12 protein-coding genes are annotated in these 17,554 nt (G+C 66.2%); 7 read left to right on the top strand and 5 right to left on the bottom strand.

Annotated features, from left to right (window positions below; genetic code table 11):
- Positions 1-28: 28 nt before the first annotated feature.
- Positions 29-625 (top strand): Uma2 family endonuclease, encoded by a 597-nt coding sequence (locus ACIBG0_RS09110; RefSeq protein WP_397030764.1) that lies wholly within the window; start codon positions 29-31, stop codon positions 623-625.
- A 27-nt stretch (positions 626-652) separates the two neighbouring features.
- Here ACIBG0_RS09110 and ACIBG0_RS09105 read toward each other — a convergent pair whose 3' ends face one another.
- The gene (locus tag ACIBG0_RS09105; protein WP_397030762.1) at positions 653-1,843 is read right to left on the bottom strand and encodes a helix-turn-helix domain-containing protein; all 1,191 of its coding nucleotides are present in this window, start codon (positions 1,841-1,843) and stop codon (positions 653-655) included.
- A gap of 317 nt (positions 1,844-2,160) precedes the next feature.
- Here ACIBG0_RS09105 and ACIBG0_RS09100 point away from each other — a divergent pair, with 317 nt between their 5' ends.
- A complete protein-coding gene (locus ACIBG0_RS09100) occupies positions 2,161-2,619 on the top strand; it encodes a hypothetical protein (protein ID WP_397030760.1) in 459 nt (152 codons plus the stop codon).
- A 243-nt stretch (positions 2,620-2,862) separates the two neighbouring features.
- Positions 2,863-5,172 carry a DUF2339 domain-containing protein gene (locus ACIBG0_RS09095; RefSeq protein ID WP_397030758.1) on the top strand — a complete coding sequence of 770 codons (2,310 nt, stop codon included), beginning with the start codon at positions 2,863-2,865 and terminating at the stop codon, positions 5,170-5,172.
- A gap of 278 nt (positions 5,173-5,450) precedes the next feature.
- Here ACIBG0_RS09095 and ACIBG0_RS09090 read toward each other — a convergent pair whose 3' ends face one another.
- The 4 genes from ACIBG0_RS09090 to ACIBG0_RS09075 all read right to left on the bottom strand — a co-directional run bounded on the left by ACIBG0_RS09090 (position 5,451) and on the right by ACIBG0_RS09075 (position 11,401).
- Positions 5,451-8,423, bottom strand: coding sequence for an MMPL family transporter (locus tag ACIBG0_RS09090; RefSeq protein ID WP_397030756.1), 2,973 nt, complete (start codon positions 8,421-8,423; stop codon positions 5,451-5,453).
- Positions 8,423-9,151, bottom strand: a complete 729-nt coding sequence (locus ACIBG0_RS09085) for an NYN domain-containing protein (protein WP_397030754.1) — start codon at positions 9,149-9,151, stop codon at positions 8,423-8,425. The genes ACIBG0_RS09090 and ACIBG0_RS09085 overlap by 1 nt, the downstream gene beginning before the upstream one ends.
- Complete coding sequence (gene trmB, locus ACIBG0_RS09080) at positions 9,151-9,960, bottom strand: tRNA (guanosine(46)-N7)-methyltransferase TrmB (protein ID WP_397030752.1); 810 nt, start codon at positions 9,958-9,960, stop codon at positions 9,151-9,153. Before trmB ends, ACIBG0_RS09085 begins: the two co-directional genes overlap by 1 nt.
- 70 nt (positions 9,961-10,030) lie before the next feature.
- The gene (locus ACIBG0_RS09075) at positions 10,031-11,401 is read right to left on the bottom strand and encodes a lipase family protein (RefSeq protein ID WP_397031211.1); all 1,371 of its coding nucleotides are present in this window, start codon (positions 11,399-11,401) and stop codon (positions 10,031-10,033) included.
- A gap of 138 nt (positions 11,402-11,539) precedes the next feature.
- On the opposite strand from ACIBG0_RS09075, the gene ACIBG0_RS09070 reads away from it, so the two are divergent.
- From ACIBG0_RS09070 to ACIBG0_RS09055, 4 genes are all read left to right on the top strand, one after another.
- Positions 11,540-12,322 carry an SDR family oxidoreductase gene (locus tag ACIBG0_RS09070; protein ID WP_397030751.1) on the top strand — a complete coding sequence of 261 codons (783 nt, stop codon included), beginning with the start codon at positions 11,540-11,542 and terminating at the stop codon, positions 12,320-12,322.
- A gap of 89 nt (positions 12,323-12,411) precedes the next feature.
- Positions 12,412-13,545 carry a hypothetical protein gene (locus tag ACIBG0_RS09065; RefSeq protein WP_397030749.1) on the top strand — a complete coding sequence of 378 codons (1,134 nt, stop codon included), beginning with the start codon at positions 12,412-12,414 and terminating at the stop codon, positions 13,543-13,545.
- Positions 13,532-15,100, top strand: coding sequence for a hypothetical protein (locus ACIBG0_RS09060; protein ID WP_397030747.1), 1,569 nt, complete (start codon positions 13,532-13,534; stop codon positions 15,098-15,100). Before ACIBG0_RS09065 ends, ACIBG0_RS09060 begins: the two co-directional genes overlap by 14 nt.
- A 275-nt stretch (positions 15,101-15,375) precedes the next feature.
- Entirely contained in the window at positions 15,376-17,214 is a 1,839-nt protein-coding gene (locus ACIBG0_RS09055) for a phosphoenolpyruvate carboxykinase (GTP) (protein ID WP_397030745.1), read from the top strand.
- Positions 17,215-17,554: the final 340 nt, after the last annotated feature.

Raw genomic sequence — 17,554 nt, 5'->3', positions numbered from 1 at the left:
CCACCCGGCGGGAGGTAGCCTCGTTGATATGACTGCCGCACAGCACATGGACGAGCCCATCCGGGCCCATTTGGTGCGTGTGCCGACGCCCCCACAGGGCGGCTTCACTGCACGTGATCTGCCCCGCCTGATGGAGGTCGTTGATGCTCGGTTCGAGCTGCTGGATGGTGAGGTCGTCATGATGGCGCCATCCACTTTGTGGCACAACCAGGTCATCAAGATCTTGTGGTTGGCGTTGTCTGGTGTTGCTCCGCGAGTTTTTGTTGTCGCCACCGAGCAAGGCATCGATCTGGGTAATACGGTCCCCGAGCCCGATCTTCTAGTGGTTTCTCGTGGGGTGACGTCGGCCGATTCACTGGCATTCCAGCCCTCGGATGTTCACCTCGCCATCGAGGTCGTCTCTCCCGGAACGAAAACCAAGGACCGAGTGCTTCGTCCCGCGCAGTATGCCGAAGCGGGCATCAAATGCTTCTGGCGCGTGGAGAATGAAGAGAACGCGATCGTGATCTACACGTTCGAGCTGTTACCCGAGGGCGGATACGCGCCGACGGGCGTGCACCGGACCCGGGTGCAGGTCGATCGTCCTTTCCCGATCGATATCGAACTGCCCGAAGTCACCTGGTAGTCAGCATATTTCGGACCGCCGATCGGATCAGGTGTTGACGCCGATGCGGCGAGCGAAGGTTCGCAAGGGAACTCGGCGGTCATGGTCCAGTAGTTCGGAGACGATGTGCCGTGGCAGGGACTGGTATTTGAGCCAATCGGCGCCGCCGACGCGTTCGGCGTCGAGCAGGGCGGCGAGAGCGCGCTTGTGCTGGCCGGTGCGCGTCAGGGCGACGGCCGTATCGGTGAGGTGGCGAGCCCGCGAGGCCTGGGGCAGACCGCAATTCGCTGGCATGTCCCGTGCGGCGGTCAGTGCCTCCGGATAGCGTTCGGAGCTGATATTCACATCGACCGTCTGCATAACTACTTGTGAAGGGCCGAAATAGGTTTCGTAGTCGTGCCGGTCGGCGCCGATGCGCAGCGCGACCTCGCTCGCCGCTTGGACAAGCGACAGGGCCTCGGGAACGTCCTGCGATCGACCGGCCGCGGTAGCGCCCTGCAAAATCAGCGATCCGTACGCGGACAGATGCGCCGGGGTCGGCTCACCCTCGGGCTCCAGATTCGCCGCCGCACGCAGCGCCACCTTGCGCGACTCCTCATAACGGCCCTGCACCAGCAGCTGCCAGGCGACCGAGCCGCGAATGGTGGCCAGCAGCAGCGGATCGTTGCCGAGCTCGGCGGCGGCAAGTGCCTGGCGGATCGCGAAGAACGCCGGATCGGTCTGCCCGAGATGAACCAGGGTACATCCGGTGACCCAATACATCCGGGCGAGTAGTTCATTCGCGGATGCGACCGCGCCGTTGCGGGCGGCGTGCACGGTTGCCCGCAGCTGGATGAGCCCGGTCGGCAGGATCGAGGTGAGCAATTCGTAGTGGCCGGTCCAGTAGGCGCCCCACGCGTAATCGACTGCGCGACTGCCCTCGTCGAGGCCGATCGCATCCTCATCCGGTATCTCACCGAGCAGATCGTCGACCGGGGTCAGTGCGCGCCGGATCGCGACGATACCGGCATCGGGATTGCCGGAGGGGATGCCGTGTCGCTTGCCCACCAGGTCGGAGATGTCGACATCCAATGCGCGCGCGAGTTTTTGCAGACTGGCGATCGAGGCGGTCTGGCGGCCACCCTGTTCCAGTTTGCGCACCAGGTCAACGCTGACACCGGCTTGGTCGGCGAGTTGGCGCTGGGTGAGCGCCTTGCCGCGGAACTGTCGTATCCGCACGCCGATCGACGAATCGTCCATTTAGCCAAGTCCTTTGTTACATCCTTGTTTCAGCGTACGACGTTAAGTGATCGCGCTCACTAGAAGTGGGACATTACGTACGACTCGTTCCCGCTTGGTTGGAATACCTTTGTCTTTCTGCAACTTTGAGAATGCAAAGGGCGGCGGCAATGAATATCATGCCGAAAACCACCGTGCGAGCTCTCCGCGCCGACCGCGCGCGCGAGCCGGGTGTCCAGACTAGTCGATTCGCGCGCCGCACACAGCGCGTGCGCGAACAGCACGGTCCGCTACGCAGAGGGAACTGCCCGGTCTGTGGACGAGGGGAGGCGTAGGCCATGTTCGAGCGCTGTCACTCGCCCCACGAAATCGCGCATATGCTGCGACATCGGTACGGACTGCCGGTCCAGCTGCTGGCCGGTCGCCCGATGATCACCACCGGCTCCATCCTCGGCGCCCTGGTGATGCCACCGGATCTGGGCCGCAAAGTCCTGGCCGCCCTGGACCGGACCTACACGGCCCCGGTGGTCGCCGAACCTGGCGAACGCACCTGGACCTTCCTCGTCGCACCGCCGAGCCCGGCCGTCCCGGTCGAGATCAGCGTGCGCCGCTGCCTGGCCGGCCACTACGTGACCGTCATCCCCCCTGGCCGTCACGTCCTGCTCCCCACCACCGACTCCCCACTCGGCTGGCACTGGGCAGGCGAACCAACCCCCGGCGTCCTGCGCATGCCACCGCGCTCCGCGGTGATCAATGCGGTCTACCAGGTCACTAACATGCGCTCCCACACCCTGTAATCAGCGCCGACCCCCGCCCCGCCACGTCCGGGCGGGGGTTAACGGGCCGGGTGACCCAGCGATCAGTCGTGTTTCACGACTACGTCTGGTCGGAGCAGCGGCTGAGAGTGGTTCCGGCGCAGTGGCCGCCGGTATAGCGCTGCGGAAGAGCTGGCCGCGCGGCTGGAATTCGAGTAGATCCCGGATGAGTACCAGTGGTTTCTACTCATGTTCCGGCGCGCTCGGGAAATCAGCATTGGGGATATGACTACGTCTATCGATCCCGCGCTGATTTCGCGGTTGTCCGGGGAGTTCACTGCGCTGGGCAGGCAGATGGGCATCCTCGGTCGGGATTTGGATCTGTTGCGGGCACAGGTAGTCACGGATTTGGCTGCGGCAGAGCGGGTTTCGAAGGATTCGACCGGATTCGCGGTTCGCGGGGAGTATCCGCTGGGGCCGGTGCCACCCGGCGGCAGCGGTGAGGTCGGGGCCGGAGCCCCGGGAGTGGTCGGTGGCCAGACCGTATGGCCACAAGCTCCCTCAGTCGAGACGACCGGTGGCGCTGGGCATACCACGGACGCGGCGGCCGCATCGACGGCCACGGGGGAGTCGGCGGCTGGTCGGACGTCACAGTCGGGAGCCGCGAATACACCGATGGCTCCGAAAACCGCAGTGATCTCTGGTGGTTCCACTGTGCCCGGGGCGGGTGCGATGCAGTCGGCACCCGTTCCTGGTTGGGTGGGGCGGATTCCGATGCCACCGGTTGCGCCTTCGGGGTGGGCGCGGCCGGTGCCTGGGTATGGACAGTCGGGCGGTATTGGCATGTCCGGATGGGCTGCGGTGCCCGCTGGGGTAGTGGGACCTTCCGGCGTGGGAGGCGGGTTTGTGCCGCCGCGGGCGGCTGGTGGGGCGGCTGCGCCAGGTATGCCGCCGCGGCCGCCGGGGTGGGGTGCGGCGAAGACGCCGTGGTGGCAGCAGGAGGGGATGATCAGTCGGGTGCTGGCGGTCGCCGGGGTGGGGGTGACTCTGATCGGGGTGGTGATGCTTTTGGTGCTTGCGGCGCAGGCTGGGTTCTTCGGGCCGGTGCCGAGAGTGGTCGCGGGGGCGGTCTTCTCGGCAGCACTGGTCGGGGCGGGAGCCAAGGTGTTCGGGCGGGCCGGTGGTCGCGTCGGCGGAATTTCCTTGGCCGCCACCGGTATTGCCGGGGCTTATCTGGACGTGGTTGCGGTTACTGCGATCTACGACTGGCTGCATCCGGTTGTCGGGCTCGCGGTGGCATCAGGTGTTGCGGCAGGTGGGGTCGGGCTCGCGATGCGGTGGCAGTCGCAGCCGCTCGCGGTGCTCGTTGTTGCGGGGGCGGCGTTGTTGTCGCCGTTCGTCACTTCGGAATTGGTGTTGCTCGCATTCCTGATCGTGTTGCAGTTGACATGCGTGCCGGTGCAATTGATTCGCGATTGGCCGTTCTTGCATGTGGTGCGCACTGTGCCCGCGATATTGGCGACGTTGCTCGCGATTACCATTGCCGTCGTTGATGATGCGGCGCAAAGCCGGGTGTATTGGCTGCTCACGGCCGCGGTGGCGATTGCCGCGATCGGATTGGTCGGCGGTTTTCTGGTGGTGCGCAGGCGATCCGACGATATCGTCGCCGCCTTGACTTCCGCACTGTCCATGGTTGCGCTCTTGGCCGCACCCGCGATGTTCGAGCGGCATGCGGCGACCTTGGTCGCGGCGGTCGGTGCGGCGGTGCTACTGGCCGTGGCATCGCTGCACACCTTGCCGAAACTGCGTGAGCTGGTGCGCATTCCGGGTTCGATCGCCTTTGTCGCCATGATCGCAGGCTCATTCGCGCTGCTCGAAGCATGCGTCGGTGTGACGCGAGTGCAGACCCTGCCGATCGCCCTGTTCCTGGCTGCGCTCTGCTATCTGGGTCTGGCCGGACAGCGGCGCTCCCGCATCACCGCCGCCATCGGCGCGGCGTTCACGCTGGCCGGCTCGGTATCGTACTTCACCACCGTGACTCCGGAAGTACTTGCGACACAACGGCTTGCGCACCCGCGCTTGGGTATCGCGACCGCACTGGGTGCCGTCCTCGCGCTCGCGGTCATCGCCGTGGGCATCTGGTGCGCCAGGAGACTCCCCGGTATGACCAAGGGCGGAACCGACGAATCGACGCTGTTCGTCGTCGCGAGCATTGCGGGCCTGTATGCCGTAACCGCCGCCGCGGTCTCGATCGGCGTCGCGACAGGCAGCGCCGACGGCTTCATCGTCGGCCACAGCGCCGCCACGATTCTGTGGATGGCCGCTGCCACCGCCGCACTGTTGTTCGGCCTGCGCAATCTGTCGCGCTCGGCCGCCGTCGCCAAACTGGCCCTCGGCTCCGGACTCCTCGTCACCGCAGCCGCACTGGCCAAACTGTTCCTCTTCGACCTCGCCACCCTCGACGGCCTGGTGCGGGTAACAGCCTTCCTGGTAGTCGGCATCCTCCTGCTGGTGACAGGCACCCGCTACGCCCGCACTTTCGCCGAAGTGCGAGCCGGAGGAGTTCCTATCGCGAACCCTGTGGACCGGCCCTGACGGGCACCACCTGGCGACGCCACCAACGCTGGCTCAACGAACGCGGTTTCCCGCGCACCTCTTGTGCCGTCGCGTCCAGGATTCCACGAGCAGGACTGGCGTGGTCGAGCCCACGCCACGGCCCAGCGGACCACGCACGTCGCGGGTCTCTTCGCCGCACAAGGCCTAGTCGTTCCACAGAATGAATGCGCCACGACCTACGACATCCGCGACGAGAAATGCGACGCCAACCCTGCTCTCGGAAAGTGCTGAAACGAAAGCCGCAGCCGCATAAGGCGTTACTCGCGGTCCCGCCGCCGCAGCAACTCGTTCACACTGACCGTCCGCCCGTCCGCGCTGTGGTGGCGACCTTCGTCGGGCTGGCCGATGCGGCGACGGTTGGACCTCAACTCGGCCATCCAGTTTTCGATGCTGCTGCGGTTCTCGTCCGGCGCATCATCATTCGACGCGCCGGGACGCGGGGGTGCCGCGTGGTGGGTCGGATGGTCCGCAGCCGGGATCGGCGTCGGCTGAACCGGCGGCGGGGGAGGCGTTGGCGTGCCTGTGGGCGGAATCGGACGAGTCGGCTCGGACGCCCCCGAAATCGTCGGAACCGGCCGCGGCCGAATGGGCTCGGGTGCGGGCGGCACAGACGGGCCGAGTGGTGCCGACGGGCCAAGTGGCGCCGGCGGTATCGACGGGCCGAGCGGTGCGGGCGGTGTCGACGGGCCCAGCGGTCTCGACGGGGCGAATGGCGCGCCTTGCGCGGACGGCAAACCTGGCGCCGGTGGTCCGGACGCTCCCCGCCCGGGCGAAGCAGGCCCGGATGGCGCGGCAGGCGGTCCGGGCGGCGGCGTATGCAACGGCGGATTCGCGCGCGGTCGAGTCGGATCATGCGGCGCGACCGGCCGCGGCGGCGCCGGCGGATCGGCCGGAATCTTCGCGAAATGCTGGGTCGGCGCCCCCGCCTCGATCTCCTCGACCGTGCGCTGCCGCCGCGGTGACCGCGTTCGAGTGGTGGCGTTATCGGTGAGCGCGGGCATCTGCATCGTCACCGGGTCGGTAATCGGCGTGGTCTTGACCAGGTCGACGACCTCGCCCCCGCCGGGACGCTCATCGTCCAGAATCGGTTCGCCCAGCCCGACCTTCTGCTGCACCTTCTTCATCCACGCCGGCGCCCACCAGCAGTCGTCGCCGAGCAGCTTCATGGTGGCCGGGACGAGCAGCATGCGCAGAATCGTGGCGTCGATGAACAGCGCCGCGATCATGCCGTAGGCCAGATACTGCATCATGACCAGATCGGAGAACGCGAATGCGCCGGTCACCACGAGCAGGATGAGCGCGGCGGCGGTGATGATGCGCCCGGTCTGCGCGGTGCCGATACGCACCGCCTCGGTCGTGGAAGCACCCATCGTGCGCGCTTCGACCATGCGCGACAACAGGAATACCTCGTAGTCGGTCGAAAGACCGTAGATAACCGCGATGATCAGCACCAATACCGGCGACATGATCGGCTGTGGCGTGAAATTCAACAGGCTCGCGCCGTGTCCGTCGATGAAGATCCACGTCAAAATACCGAGCGTGGAACCCAATCCGAGCGCGCTCATCAACGCGGCCTTGATCGGTAGCACCAGTGAGCCGAAGGTGAGGAACATCAGCAGCGTAGTGACGAACAGCACCAGCGCGATCATCAGCGGCATCCGGTGCAGCAGCGCGTCGATGCTGTCCTTCTGGATCGCGGGCTGTCCGCCGACGTACATCTGCACGTCGTCCGGAATTTCCAGGGAGCGCAGGTAGTCGATGGTCGGATCCGCATTCTCCGAATCCGCGAGCGTCGCGCTGGTGCGGAAGACTTCCTTGTTTGTATTGGACTGGGCAGGTACGTCGAAAGTGCCGTTCAAGCCGGGTGCCTGCTTGGCCGCGGCCCACAGCTTGCCGACGTCACTGCTGTTGGCGGAGACGAATATGAGCTGGATCGGATCGGACTTGCGTAGCGGGAAGATCGAGTCGAACTTCGCCTGGGCGAGGCGGGTCGCGTTATCCGGCGGCAGGTACCGCTCGTTGATGCCACCGAAGGCCAGATTCTTGACCGGAATGATCAACAGCAGCAACAGGATGCAGATCGGGATCGCGATCTTGAGCGGATGCTGCATCACCCAGCGGGTCGACTTGCCCCAGAAGCCGTTCTCGACTTCCTCGGCGGTCTTGGTCTTGCGGAATCGCTTGAACCCGAGCATATCCACCCGCGCCCCGAGGATGCTGAGCATCGCGGGCAGGATGGTGATAGCGGTCAGCGCGGCCAGCGAAACGGTCGCGATGGAGCCGTAGGCGATCGATTTCAGGAAGCCCTGCGGGAACAGCAGCATGCCGCCGAGGCTGGCGATGATCATGGTCGCGGAGAACACCACGGTGCGCCCTGCGGTCATCACCGAACGGCGCACCGCCGCGCGCTTGTCGTAGCCCTCGGCCAGTTCCTCGCGGAACCGACTCACGATGAACAGGCCGTAGTCGATGGCCAGACCGAGGCCGATCATCGAAACGACCGGCGACACAAACGAGTTGACCTCGGTGAACTCGGTCGCGAACCGCACGATGCCCCACGCGCCGATCACCGTGAGACCACCGACGATCAGCGGCAGCGCCGCCGCGACCACACCGCCGAAGATGAAGAACAGCAGCACCGCGACCGCAGGGATGGCCAGGATCTCCATCCGCTTCTGATCGGCGGCCATCGTGTCGTTCAGCGTGCCCGCCACCGCTTGCAGACCCGCAACCTGCACATCGATACCCGGAATTGCGAAGACATCCTTCACCTTCCGGAAGTTGCGCACCATATCGGTGTCGTTATTGCCCTGGATGGCGATGGAGGCGAAGGTGTACTTCTTATCCTTCGAGCCGAACGTCAACGGTGACGCCGGACCGGTTTCGGTCTGCCAGTAGGCGCCGTTGATCTTGGCGATCTCATCCGGATGTTCGCGCGGCAGCCCGTTGAGGCTGTCGACGATCTTCTGCCGGAATTCGGGATCATCGATCGTCTTACCGTCCGGCGCGGTGTAGAGCACGATCACATCGCTGTTGTGATCACGTCCGAACGCCTCGTCGGACAGCTTGGCCGCCTTGGCCGATTGCGATGTCGGGTCATCCCACCCGCTGGAGCTGAGATGGTCTTCCAAGCCGAGGCCGTAGCCGCCGAGTGCCAAGAGTGCGGCCGCGACAATGCCGATGACGGCGAAACGCAGCCGATAGACCAGATCGCCCCAGCGTGTGAACACTAAGCGACTCCTTGGGCAGGGCGAGAGGTGAGCAGCGCCGACAGCGGCCGGAACGGCTGCAGCCAGGCACCCTCGTCGGGCAGTGAGTCGAGGCTGACCCTGGGCAGTGGTTCACGGAACACGCCCGGGATGTCCTCGAGATCTACGAACTCGAGGGTATCGGATGTTACGGCCCAACTCGCATGCTCACGGAAGCCGAGTATCTGAGCGGGGATTCCGTTGGCGGCCAATCGTTCGAGCGGTTCGCGGAATGCCTGGCCATCGGCGGAGGCGACCATGATGCCAGCCAGCCCTGCGCCGCGACTGCGTAGCTCGATGTGCGCGAGCATATCCGCGTCGACATCGGAGTCCTCATCGATCTTGGGCTTGGCGAATACCGCGTAGCCGACATTGCGCAGCGCCTCCACCCAGGGCCGCACCACATCGGCGGTGCCGGGCGCGATATTGGTGAAGACGGTCGCTTCCGGTTCGACCCGGGTCACGCTGCCGACCGATAATTCGGCGGTGCGCGCGAGCAGCCAGCGGCCCAGTGCGTCGAAGCGCGGTCGATAGGCGGCGGTCGGGCGGCCGCCGAGGATCGCGCCGAGGCCCATATCGAGATTCGGGGCATCCCAGACCAATAGCACTCGACGCACATCCGGCGTAACCGCGCCGATCACCTCGGATCCGGTTCCGTGCACCTCCCCGGCAACATCCACGACCTCGTGGGCCATCTCACCGACACTCATCATCCGATCTTCCCCCATATGAACTCGTTGATGGCGCTTCCGGCGCGATGTGCCTTGCCTTCGAATTTGGTGACAGGCCTTTCGAACCCGATCGGCGCGCTGTCGCGATGTTCGGCGCTGACCCCGCCCGTGGTCTCGTTCAGGCCGATGAGCTGCGGTTCTGCCGCGCCGACTTCGGCGATGAATTCCGCGTAATCGGCGTGGTCGGTCGCGACATGCAATACACCACCGGGGCGCAGGCGATCGGCGATCAATGCGAATGTCGCGGGCTGCAATAGTCGCCGCTTGTGGTGTCGCGCCTTCGGCCAAGGGTCGGGAAAGAAGACCCGCACGCCCGTGAGCGACTGTTCAGCAATCATGTTTTCCAACACATCGACGGCATCCCCGCGCAGCAGCCGAATGTTGTCGATCCGCTCGCGCTCTATGCGTTGCACCAGTTGTGCGAGACCGGGCTGATAGACCTCGATGCCGATGAGATTCAGATGCGGTTCCGCCTGCGCCATCGCGGCAGTGGCGGTTCCTGTCCCACAACCGATCTCGATGACGAGCGGGGCGTCGCGGCCGAACCAGGCGGCGGCGTCGAGTGGCTCGTCGGCCACGTCGCGGCCGATCTTCGGCCAGGTGCGATCCCAGGATTGCTGCTGGGTCGCGGTGAGTGCGCCCCGGCGCGAGCGGAAGCTCGTCACTCGGGGGTACAGGCGTGAGCCCGAGCCTTTTCGGGATCCCCGGTCCGCCGGAGCCGCAGCTGTGGACGGCGGTCCGGGAACTGACTCGGCAGTGTGGTTCGCGGCGTCGTTCACGCGCTCCATTGTCCAGCATCGCAGGATGCGGGCAGCAAGCGGTCGTAGCGGATCGCTTGCGGGCATCCGAGACGAACGGTTATGCGGCGCGTACGCGGGGGATTCGAGTCTCGGGCTCGGTCTCTTGACGCAGCGGCTTGCCCAGCGCCACCTTGACCGCGGTGCCGAGCATTTCCCACAGCCCGCGCACGCCGGTCGGCGAGGCGGCGACCGACCACACCGTGCTGTCGCCGACATCGTGCACCGGTTTTCCGGCGAGCCGATCGCTGAGCCAGTCCAGGCTGATGGGGGTGGCCAGCGGAAGTAGCGAGAAATGCTCGCTGAGCCGGTCGCGCACATAGGTGACCTGGGCGCCGCCGCGGCGATACCGCTCGACCTGGCCGTCGACGCCGTCCATATGGATGATCTGGTCGTGTACCGGCTGCACCACCAGCAGCGGGCAGGTCGGCGTGGAGTGACCGAGGCGCAGCTCATCGAGCATGGCCTGCATTTCGGGTGCGGCGAGCACCTCGGCCAGCGGTCGGCTCAGATGGTGGCCGACATCTCTATTGATGAGCCCGAGCACCGCCGCGACCGGTGTGGACCGTTCGGCGCGTGCGATGAGCCGGTGTCCCTCGGCATCGCATTCGCTGTCGAAGACCGCGGCCAGTGCCGGATAGAGCCTGCGCAGCGCGGCGACCACGATCGCGGGCAATCCGGCGTAGTGCCCGCCGTTGAGGCGGGTGAAGACCTGGCCGGGATCGCCGACCGGTGCGCCGAGCACAGCGCCGACGATATCGAGCTCCGGTGCGTAGGTCGGGGCCATCTCGACCAACCACGAACTGGCCATGCCGCCACCGGAATAACCCCAGACCGCGATCCGGGTATCGGGATGCAGACCCAGCGGCGCGAAGCGCAGCGCCGCGCGGATTCCGTCGAGTCCGCGGTAACCGGGCTCGCGTGGCGCGCCGAAATTACCGTGCGGGCCCTCGTGGTCGGCAATGCTCACCGCCCAACCCCGGCGCAGTGCGTTGGCCACCAGCATCCATTCGAGTTGGGTGACCGAGCCGAGTGCGTGCGAACCGCGACGCAGTGCATAAGAGGGGGAACATCGCTCGGTGACCGCGTCCATGGCGGTCTGGAAGGCCAGCAGCGGACGGTCCTCGTCCGGATCTGCGTCGAGCGGCAGGAGCACCGTGGTGACCGCCGCCTCCGGCATACCGTGCATATCGCAGCTGCGGTAGAGCAGCTGCCAGGCCGAGACCTGCTGCGGCACAACACCGAACAGTGCGAGCTCGACGCGACGGCTGCGCAGGATGGTCCCGGCCGGACGAGCCGCGAAGCCTTTGGGTGGTCGGAGGAAGGGATCGCTACTGGGTAGCAGCGGCTTCCTAGCGCCGGACGCATCCGGCTCAGCACCGATGACATCGACGGTCACGGCAACCTCCTCATCGAGACCAGCGGAACGCATTCCGCCTGGTCGGCTTGCCGCCTTCGAAAAGCGAAGTTGCGCACCGACTATGGTGCCGACCATCCCGCCAGATTAAGTGACCATCGCATCTGTGGGAACCCCGAGGTAGAGGACGTGCCCCCGCACTAGACTGCGCCCATGAGTAGACCGACTGTGTTCATCACCGGTGCGGCGGCGGGTATCGGCCGGGCCACGGCCCTACTTTTCGCTGCACAGGGGTATCACGTCGGTGCATACGATATTGATGAGGTGGGGCTGACCAGGCTCGCGGCCGACATCCACGCCACCGACGGCAGTGTACGCACTGGGGTGTTGGATGTGACGAACGACACTCACTGGACCGAGCGTCTGGCGGAGTTCAACGGTGACGAGAACCGGCTCGACATCCTCATCAACAATGCTGGCATTCTGCGCGCTGGTCCGTTCGAATCGATCGAGCTGGCCACGCACCAAACGATCATCGATGTCAATCTCGGCGGGGTGATAGCGGGTACGCATGCGGCGTTCAGCTATCTGCGCGATACGCCCGGAGCTCAGGTGGTGAATCTGTGCTCGGCATCGGCAATCTACGGTCAGCCGGAACTCGCCAGCTACGGCGCGACCAAGTCCGCGGTCAAAAGCCTCACCGAGGCACTGGATCTCGAGTGGGGGCGCCACGATATCCGAGTGATCGCGGTGTGGCCGCTGTTCGTGTCCACCGCCATGGTGGACGGGATGGCGACCGGCACGATGAAGTCGCTCGGCGTGCGTCTGAGCGCCGAGGATGTCGCACAAGGGATTTGGGATGCGACCCACAAGCGCGGACGGCTGCCGCGCGTGCACTATGAAATCGGCACGCAGGCAAAAGTACTGGCGGCCGCCGCGAAATACGCGCCGAACTGGGCGGTGCGGACCGCGAACAAATACTTCAGCGGCAGCTGACCCTTTCCAGCGACCGGCAGGCCGTCGCCAGCGGCCCGTCGGCGCGGTATGTCTGCAAGAATGACGCACCGAAAAGGGGGTGTGCAGCTTTGCCGACAGCCACCGAATCCGACGGGCCCCGGATCCGACCGGGCGGACCCGCACGGGAACTGGACCAACTCGACCATCTGCTCGCGGCGCTGCGCTCGGGTGCGGATCCGCGGATCGTGGGCCAGGTAGGGACTGCTATCGCACGGTGGCGTCGGCCGCCGCGCATTCAGGTGACCGGGCGCGCGCATACCGGACGGACCACGGTGCTGCATGCGCTGGCGTTGATGTCGGCGGTGGAGACGGCGCCGATCGACGAACCGGGCGTGGCCGATCCTGAACTCGACGCCGACATCATCGTCTACGTCCTCTCCGGCGCGCCGCAGCCCGCGGACCGGCGGATTCTGTCGGAATTGCCGCCGGAGCGAACGGTCGCGGTCTTGAACAAGGCCGATGCGATCGGGTCGAGATGGGGTGATGCGGTCGTCGCCGCCGAGCAGTACAGCGGTCGCTTGGGCACCGTCACGCTGCCGGTGGTCGCCTCGCTTGCGGTGCGGACCAGGGCGGGTGCGGTGAGCGAGGCCGATATGGTCACGCTGCGCCGCCTGGCCGAGACCGCGGATCCGGCGCTCACGCTCTCGCCCGACCTGTTCGTCGCGGCATCGGCGGGACCCGATGTCGCCGAGCGCGAAGAACTGCTGCAGCGCTGGGATCTGTACGGCCTGACCTGCGCGCTGTCCGCGCTGCGCCGGGACCCGGAACTCGGTCCGCACGCACTGCTGCAGATCATGCACGCGGCGAGCGGTATTGATCCACTGCACCGCCTACTGCACCGCCGTTACGAACAGGTCTGCGCTCTGCGCGGCGGCGAACTCCTCGACGAACTGACCCGCCTCGCGGCCCGCGCCGTGCCCGCCGACGGCGCGAAGACCCGGGACATGCTGGAGGACTACCTCTTCGGCGATGACGCCCGCTGGCTCGGCCTCTGCGCAGGCCTCGCCTATCCGGAGGTCGCCCATTTGGCCGCCGGATACCGCGCACCCGCCCCGTCCGATGCCGACGACGCCCTCGCCCGCGCCGACCGCTGGCGCGCCGTTGTCTCCAGCGATATGTCCCCCGCCGCTCGCCGCGCCGCCCTCCGCGTCCACAACGGGTACATCCGGCTATGGGAACGGATGAGCAGTGCCGGACTCTGAACAACCGGATTCCGTACGCACGGATCCGTCAGCCTCCGGACAAGATCCGGCGTCGACTGTCGAGCCGCGGTCGCTGACTCCGGAGATCGAGGCGGTCATCGCGCGGTGGAATCCGCAGGGGATGGCACTCCTGCGGGCGGTGCGGGGGACGGGAGTGGCGTCGGCGGTCACTTTGATCGGGCCCGATGACGCCAATACGAGCCTGTTGCGCACCGAGTTGGCTCGGTTCGAGCCGCGCATCCCGCTTTCGGATCCGGTGCCCGATGCGAGCGCCGTGGTGGAGACCACCTCGCCCTCGGGTAATGCGCCGTCGGCGGTCGCGCTCATGCTGTTGGACGCGGGTAGTGCCCTCGGCGCGGACGCCCTGCATGTGGTGCAGCGCCTGCGCGCCGACGGAACCAGGATCCTGCTCGCCATGAACGGCATCCACGCCTACCAGGATTGGCGTGCGGTGCAGGCGCACAATCTCGACCTGCTCGCCGCGCAGGGCATCGACGACCTGGAGATCGTGCCGGTATCGGCGCGGCTCGCGGTGGCGGGCCGGTCGGCCGGAGATGCGGGCCTCATCGATCGGTCCGGTCTCGGTGCACTGCATGCCGAACTCGCGGCGGCCACGGCCAGCGCCGAATCCGATGACCGGGTCGCCGCCGTCACCACGCGCGTGCTGACCGATACCCGCCGACGGGTCGCCGAACAGGTCGCGGTGCTGCGTTCCGGCGCGGAACCGATCAAGTGGCGCGAAGAACGCGCCGTACTGCTCGCCGGCCGCGACGGCGGCCGCGCCACCGCCATGTCCACCCTGCGCAGCCAATTGCATCTGGCAAGGGTGGATCTGATGACCGAGGTCGGGGCCAGGGTGCGCGCATTGCACGCTGCGGCCAGGGGTGAACTCGACCGGCTGCGCCGCGCCGAATTCGGTGGCTATCCCGAACGGTTACAGCAGGCCGTCAACGAGCTGACCAATGCCGTGGACGGAACCATCGACCACCGGCTGTCCGAGCTCACCGATCGCGTCGGCGCAGTGCCGGAACACGACCGCGACACGCCACCGCGTTGGCGCGATCCGGCCCCGCGTGTCGGCCCGGATCCGGAGCCGAGACATCGGGGTGTCGAAGATCACCTCATGATCGCGCTCGGCGCCTCCGCCGGCGTTGGCATCGGCCGCCTACTGGTCGCCCCGTTCTCGCTTGTGCAGGCCCTCGATTTCGCGACCGTACCGGTGACGCTGCTGCTCGGAGCGGGTGCGGCGGCTTGGGTGGTGCGCGCCCGCGGCCAGGTCGCCGACCGCGCGCACCTCCGTCAATGGGTAGCGGACGCGCTGGTGAATGTGAAGGCCCAGTTGGAGCAGCGGGTCGCCACCGCACTGGTGGAATCGGAGACCGCGCTATCGGAGCGCGTCATGCGCGCGAGCACCGAGCGAATCGTCGAAATCGACCGTCAGGTGGCCGAATTGGAGGCCAGACTGCGCCGCGCCGCGGCCGAGCAACCAGGACAGCTGGCCGCCTGCGAACGCGATATCGCCATCCTCGATTGGTATCGCAGTTCTTTTGATTAGGTAACTTAGTGGGTACTCCTGCAGGAACCCGATTCCGTACTGGTCGTCACATCGCGTTAACCTCTTAAGCAGGAACCTGGGCGTCCGCTTCGTCCTTGTACGCGGTGCAGCCATGACGCGCTTTCGACTGGTCGTAGCGGGTGCCTTCCCGCCAACGGTGGCGCTCGGTGTGTTCGCGCTGGTCATGGGCCTTGCCGTAGCGACTGCTCGCAGGTCGCTCGAAATGGTCAGCCCAGGCGGCTACACCGTGAACCGCCCATCTCAGGAGAGTTTTCATGACCTCAGCGACCATTCCTGGTCTTCGCGATTCCGACGGCAAGCAGCCGACCGAGCACAGCGAACTACTCGCCTGGGTACAGGACGTCGCAGAGCTCACCCAGCCAGAGCGAGTGGTCTGGGCGGACGGTTCCGACGAAGAGTGGGATCGGCTGACCACCCAACTCGTTGCTGCGGGCACCTTCAAGAAGCTCAACGAGCACAAGAAGCCGAACTCCTTCCTCGCCCTCTCCGACCCCTCCGATGTTGCGCGTGTCGAATCCCGCACCTACATCTGTTCGAAGACCGAGGCCGACGCGGGCCCGACCAACAACTGGGTCGACCCCAACGAGATGCGCGCCACCATGACCGAGCTGTACCGAGGCTCGATGAAGGGCCGCACCATGTACGTGGTGCCGTTCTGCATGGGCCCGCTCGGTGCCGAGGACCCCAAGCTGGGCGTGGAGATCACCGACTCCGAGTACGTCGTGGTCTCGATGCGCGTGATGACCCGCATGGGCGCCGCCGCGCTGGAGAAGCTCGGCACCGACAAGCCGTTCGTGAAGGCACTGCACTCCGTCGGCGCGCCGCTGGCCGAGGGTGAGGCCGATGTGCCGTGGCCGTGCAACGACACCAAGTACATCACCCACTTCCCCGAGGACCGCGAGATCTGGAGCTACGGCTCCGGCTACGGCGGCAACGCGCTGCTCGGCAAGAAGTGCTACTCCCTACGCATCGCCTCGGCAATGGCCCACGACGAGGGCTGGCTGGCCGAGCACATGCTGATCCTCAAGCTGATCTCCCCTGAGAACAAGGCGTACTACATCGCCGCGGCCTTCCCGAGCGCCTGCGGTAAGACCAACCTCGCGATGATCCAGCCGACGGTTCCCGGCTGGCGCGCGGAGACCCTCGGCGATGACATCGCCTGGATGCGTTTCGGCAAGGACGGCCGCCTCTATGCGGTGAACCCCGAATACGGCTTCTTCGGTGTCGCACCGGGCACGAACTACAGCTCCAACCCGAACGCCATGGCCACAATGGAGGCGGGCAACACCGTCTACACCAACGTCGCGCTGACCGACCACAATGACGTCTGGTGGGAGGGCCTGGAGGGCGAGCCCGATCACCTGATCGACTGGAAGGGTAACGACTGGTACCTGCGGGAGACCGAAACCCTTGCCGCGCACCCGAACTCGCGCTACTGCACGCCGATGTCGCAGTGCCCGATCCTGGCTCCCGAATGGGACGACCCGCAGGGTGTGCCGATCTCGGCCATTCTGTTCGGCGGCCGCCGCAAGACCACGGTCCCGTTGGTGACCGAATCCTTCGACTGGCAGCACGGCGTCTTCATGGGCGCGACCCTGTCGTCGGAGCAAACCGCCGCCGCCGAGGGCAAGGTCGGCACCGTGCGCCGCGACCCGATGGCGATGCTGCCGTTCATCGGCTACCACGTCGGTGACTACCTGAACCACTGGATCAATGTCGGCAAGAACGCCGATGCGAACAAGCTGCCGAAGATCTTCTACGTCAACTGGTTCCGTCGCGGTGACGACGGCCGGTTCCTGTGGCCCGGATTCGGTGAGAACTCCCGCGTGCTGGAGTGGATCGTCGGCCGCATCGAGGGTTCGGCGCAGGCCGAGCCGACCGCGATCGGCAATGTGCCCACCGCTGGCCAGTTGGACCTCGACGGTCTGAATGTCAACCCCGCCGATGTCGACGAGGCACTCGCCGTGGATGCCGACGAATGGCGCAAGGAGATCCCGCTCATCGAGGAGTGGTTCGAGTTCGTCGGCGACAAGCTGCCTTCGGGCGTGCGCGACGAGTTCGAGGCGCTGAAGGAGCGCTTGGGCTCTGTTTAATTGCAGCGCCTGCGGCGCTGCGTGTTCGCGGCCCCCTAGTGTCTCGCATCCGAGCGGCCGAGACTCGCGCCTTCGGCGCATGCGCTTCGGCCACTCGGATGCGAGACGGGCCGCGAACGGTCGCTCGTAAGACTCGCTCCGTGGTGGCTGAGTTGTGGTGAAACTAGCGGACTTCGTCGTATGTGCTTCGGTCGCTCGGCCGTGATACGGGCCGCGAGCGGGTCGTTGGTAAGGCTCGCTGCGTAGTGGCTGAGTTGTGGTGAAACTAGCGGACTTCGTCGTATGTGCTTCGGTCGCTCGGCCGTGATACGGGCCGCGAGCGGGTCGTTGGTAAGGCTCG

This window comes from Nocardia sp. NPDC050630, assembly GCF_044457245.1.
In the GTDB taxonomy this organism is placed as follows: domain Bacteria; phylum Actinomycetota; class Actinomycetes; order Mycobacteriales; family Mycobacteriaceae; genus Nocardia.
This window is presented reverse-complemented; position numbering and strand designations above follow the sequence as displayed.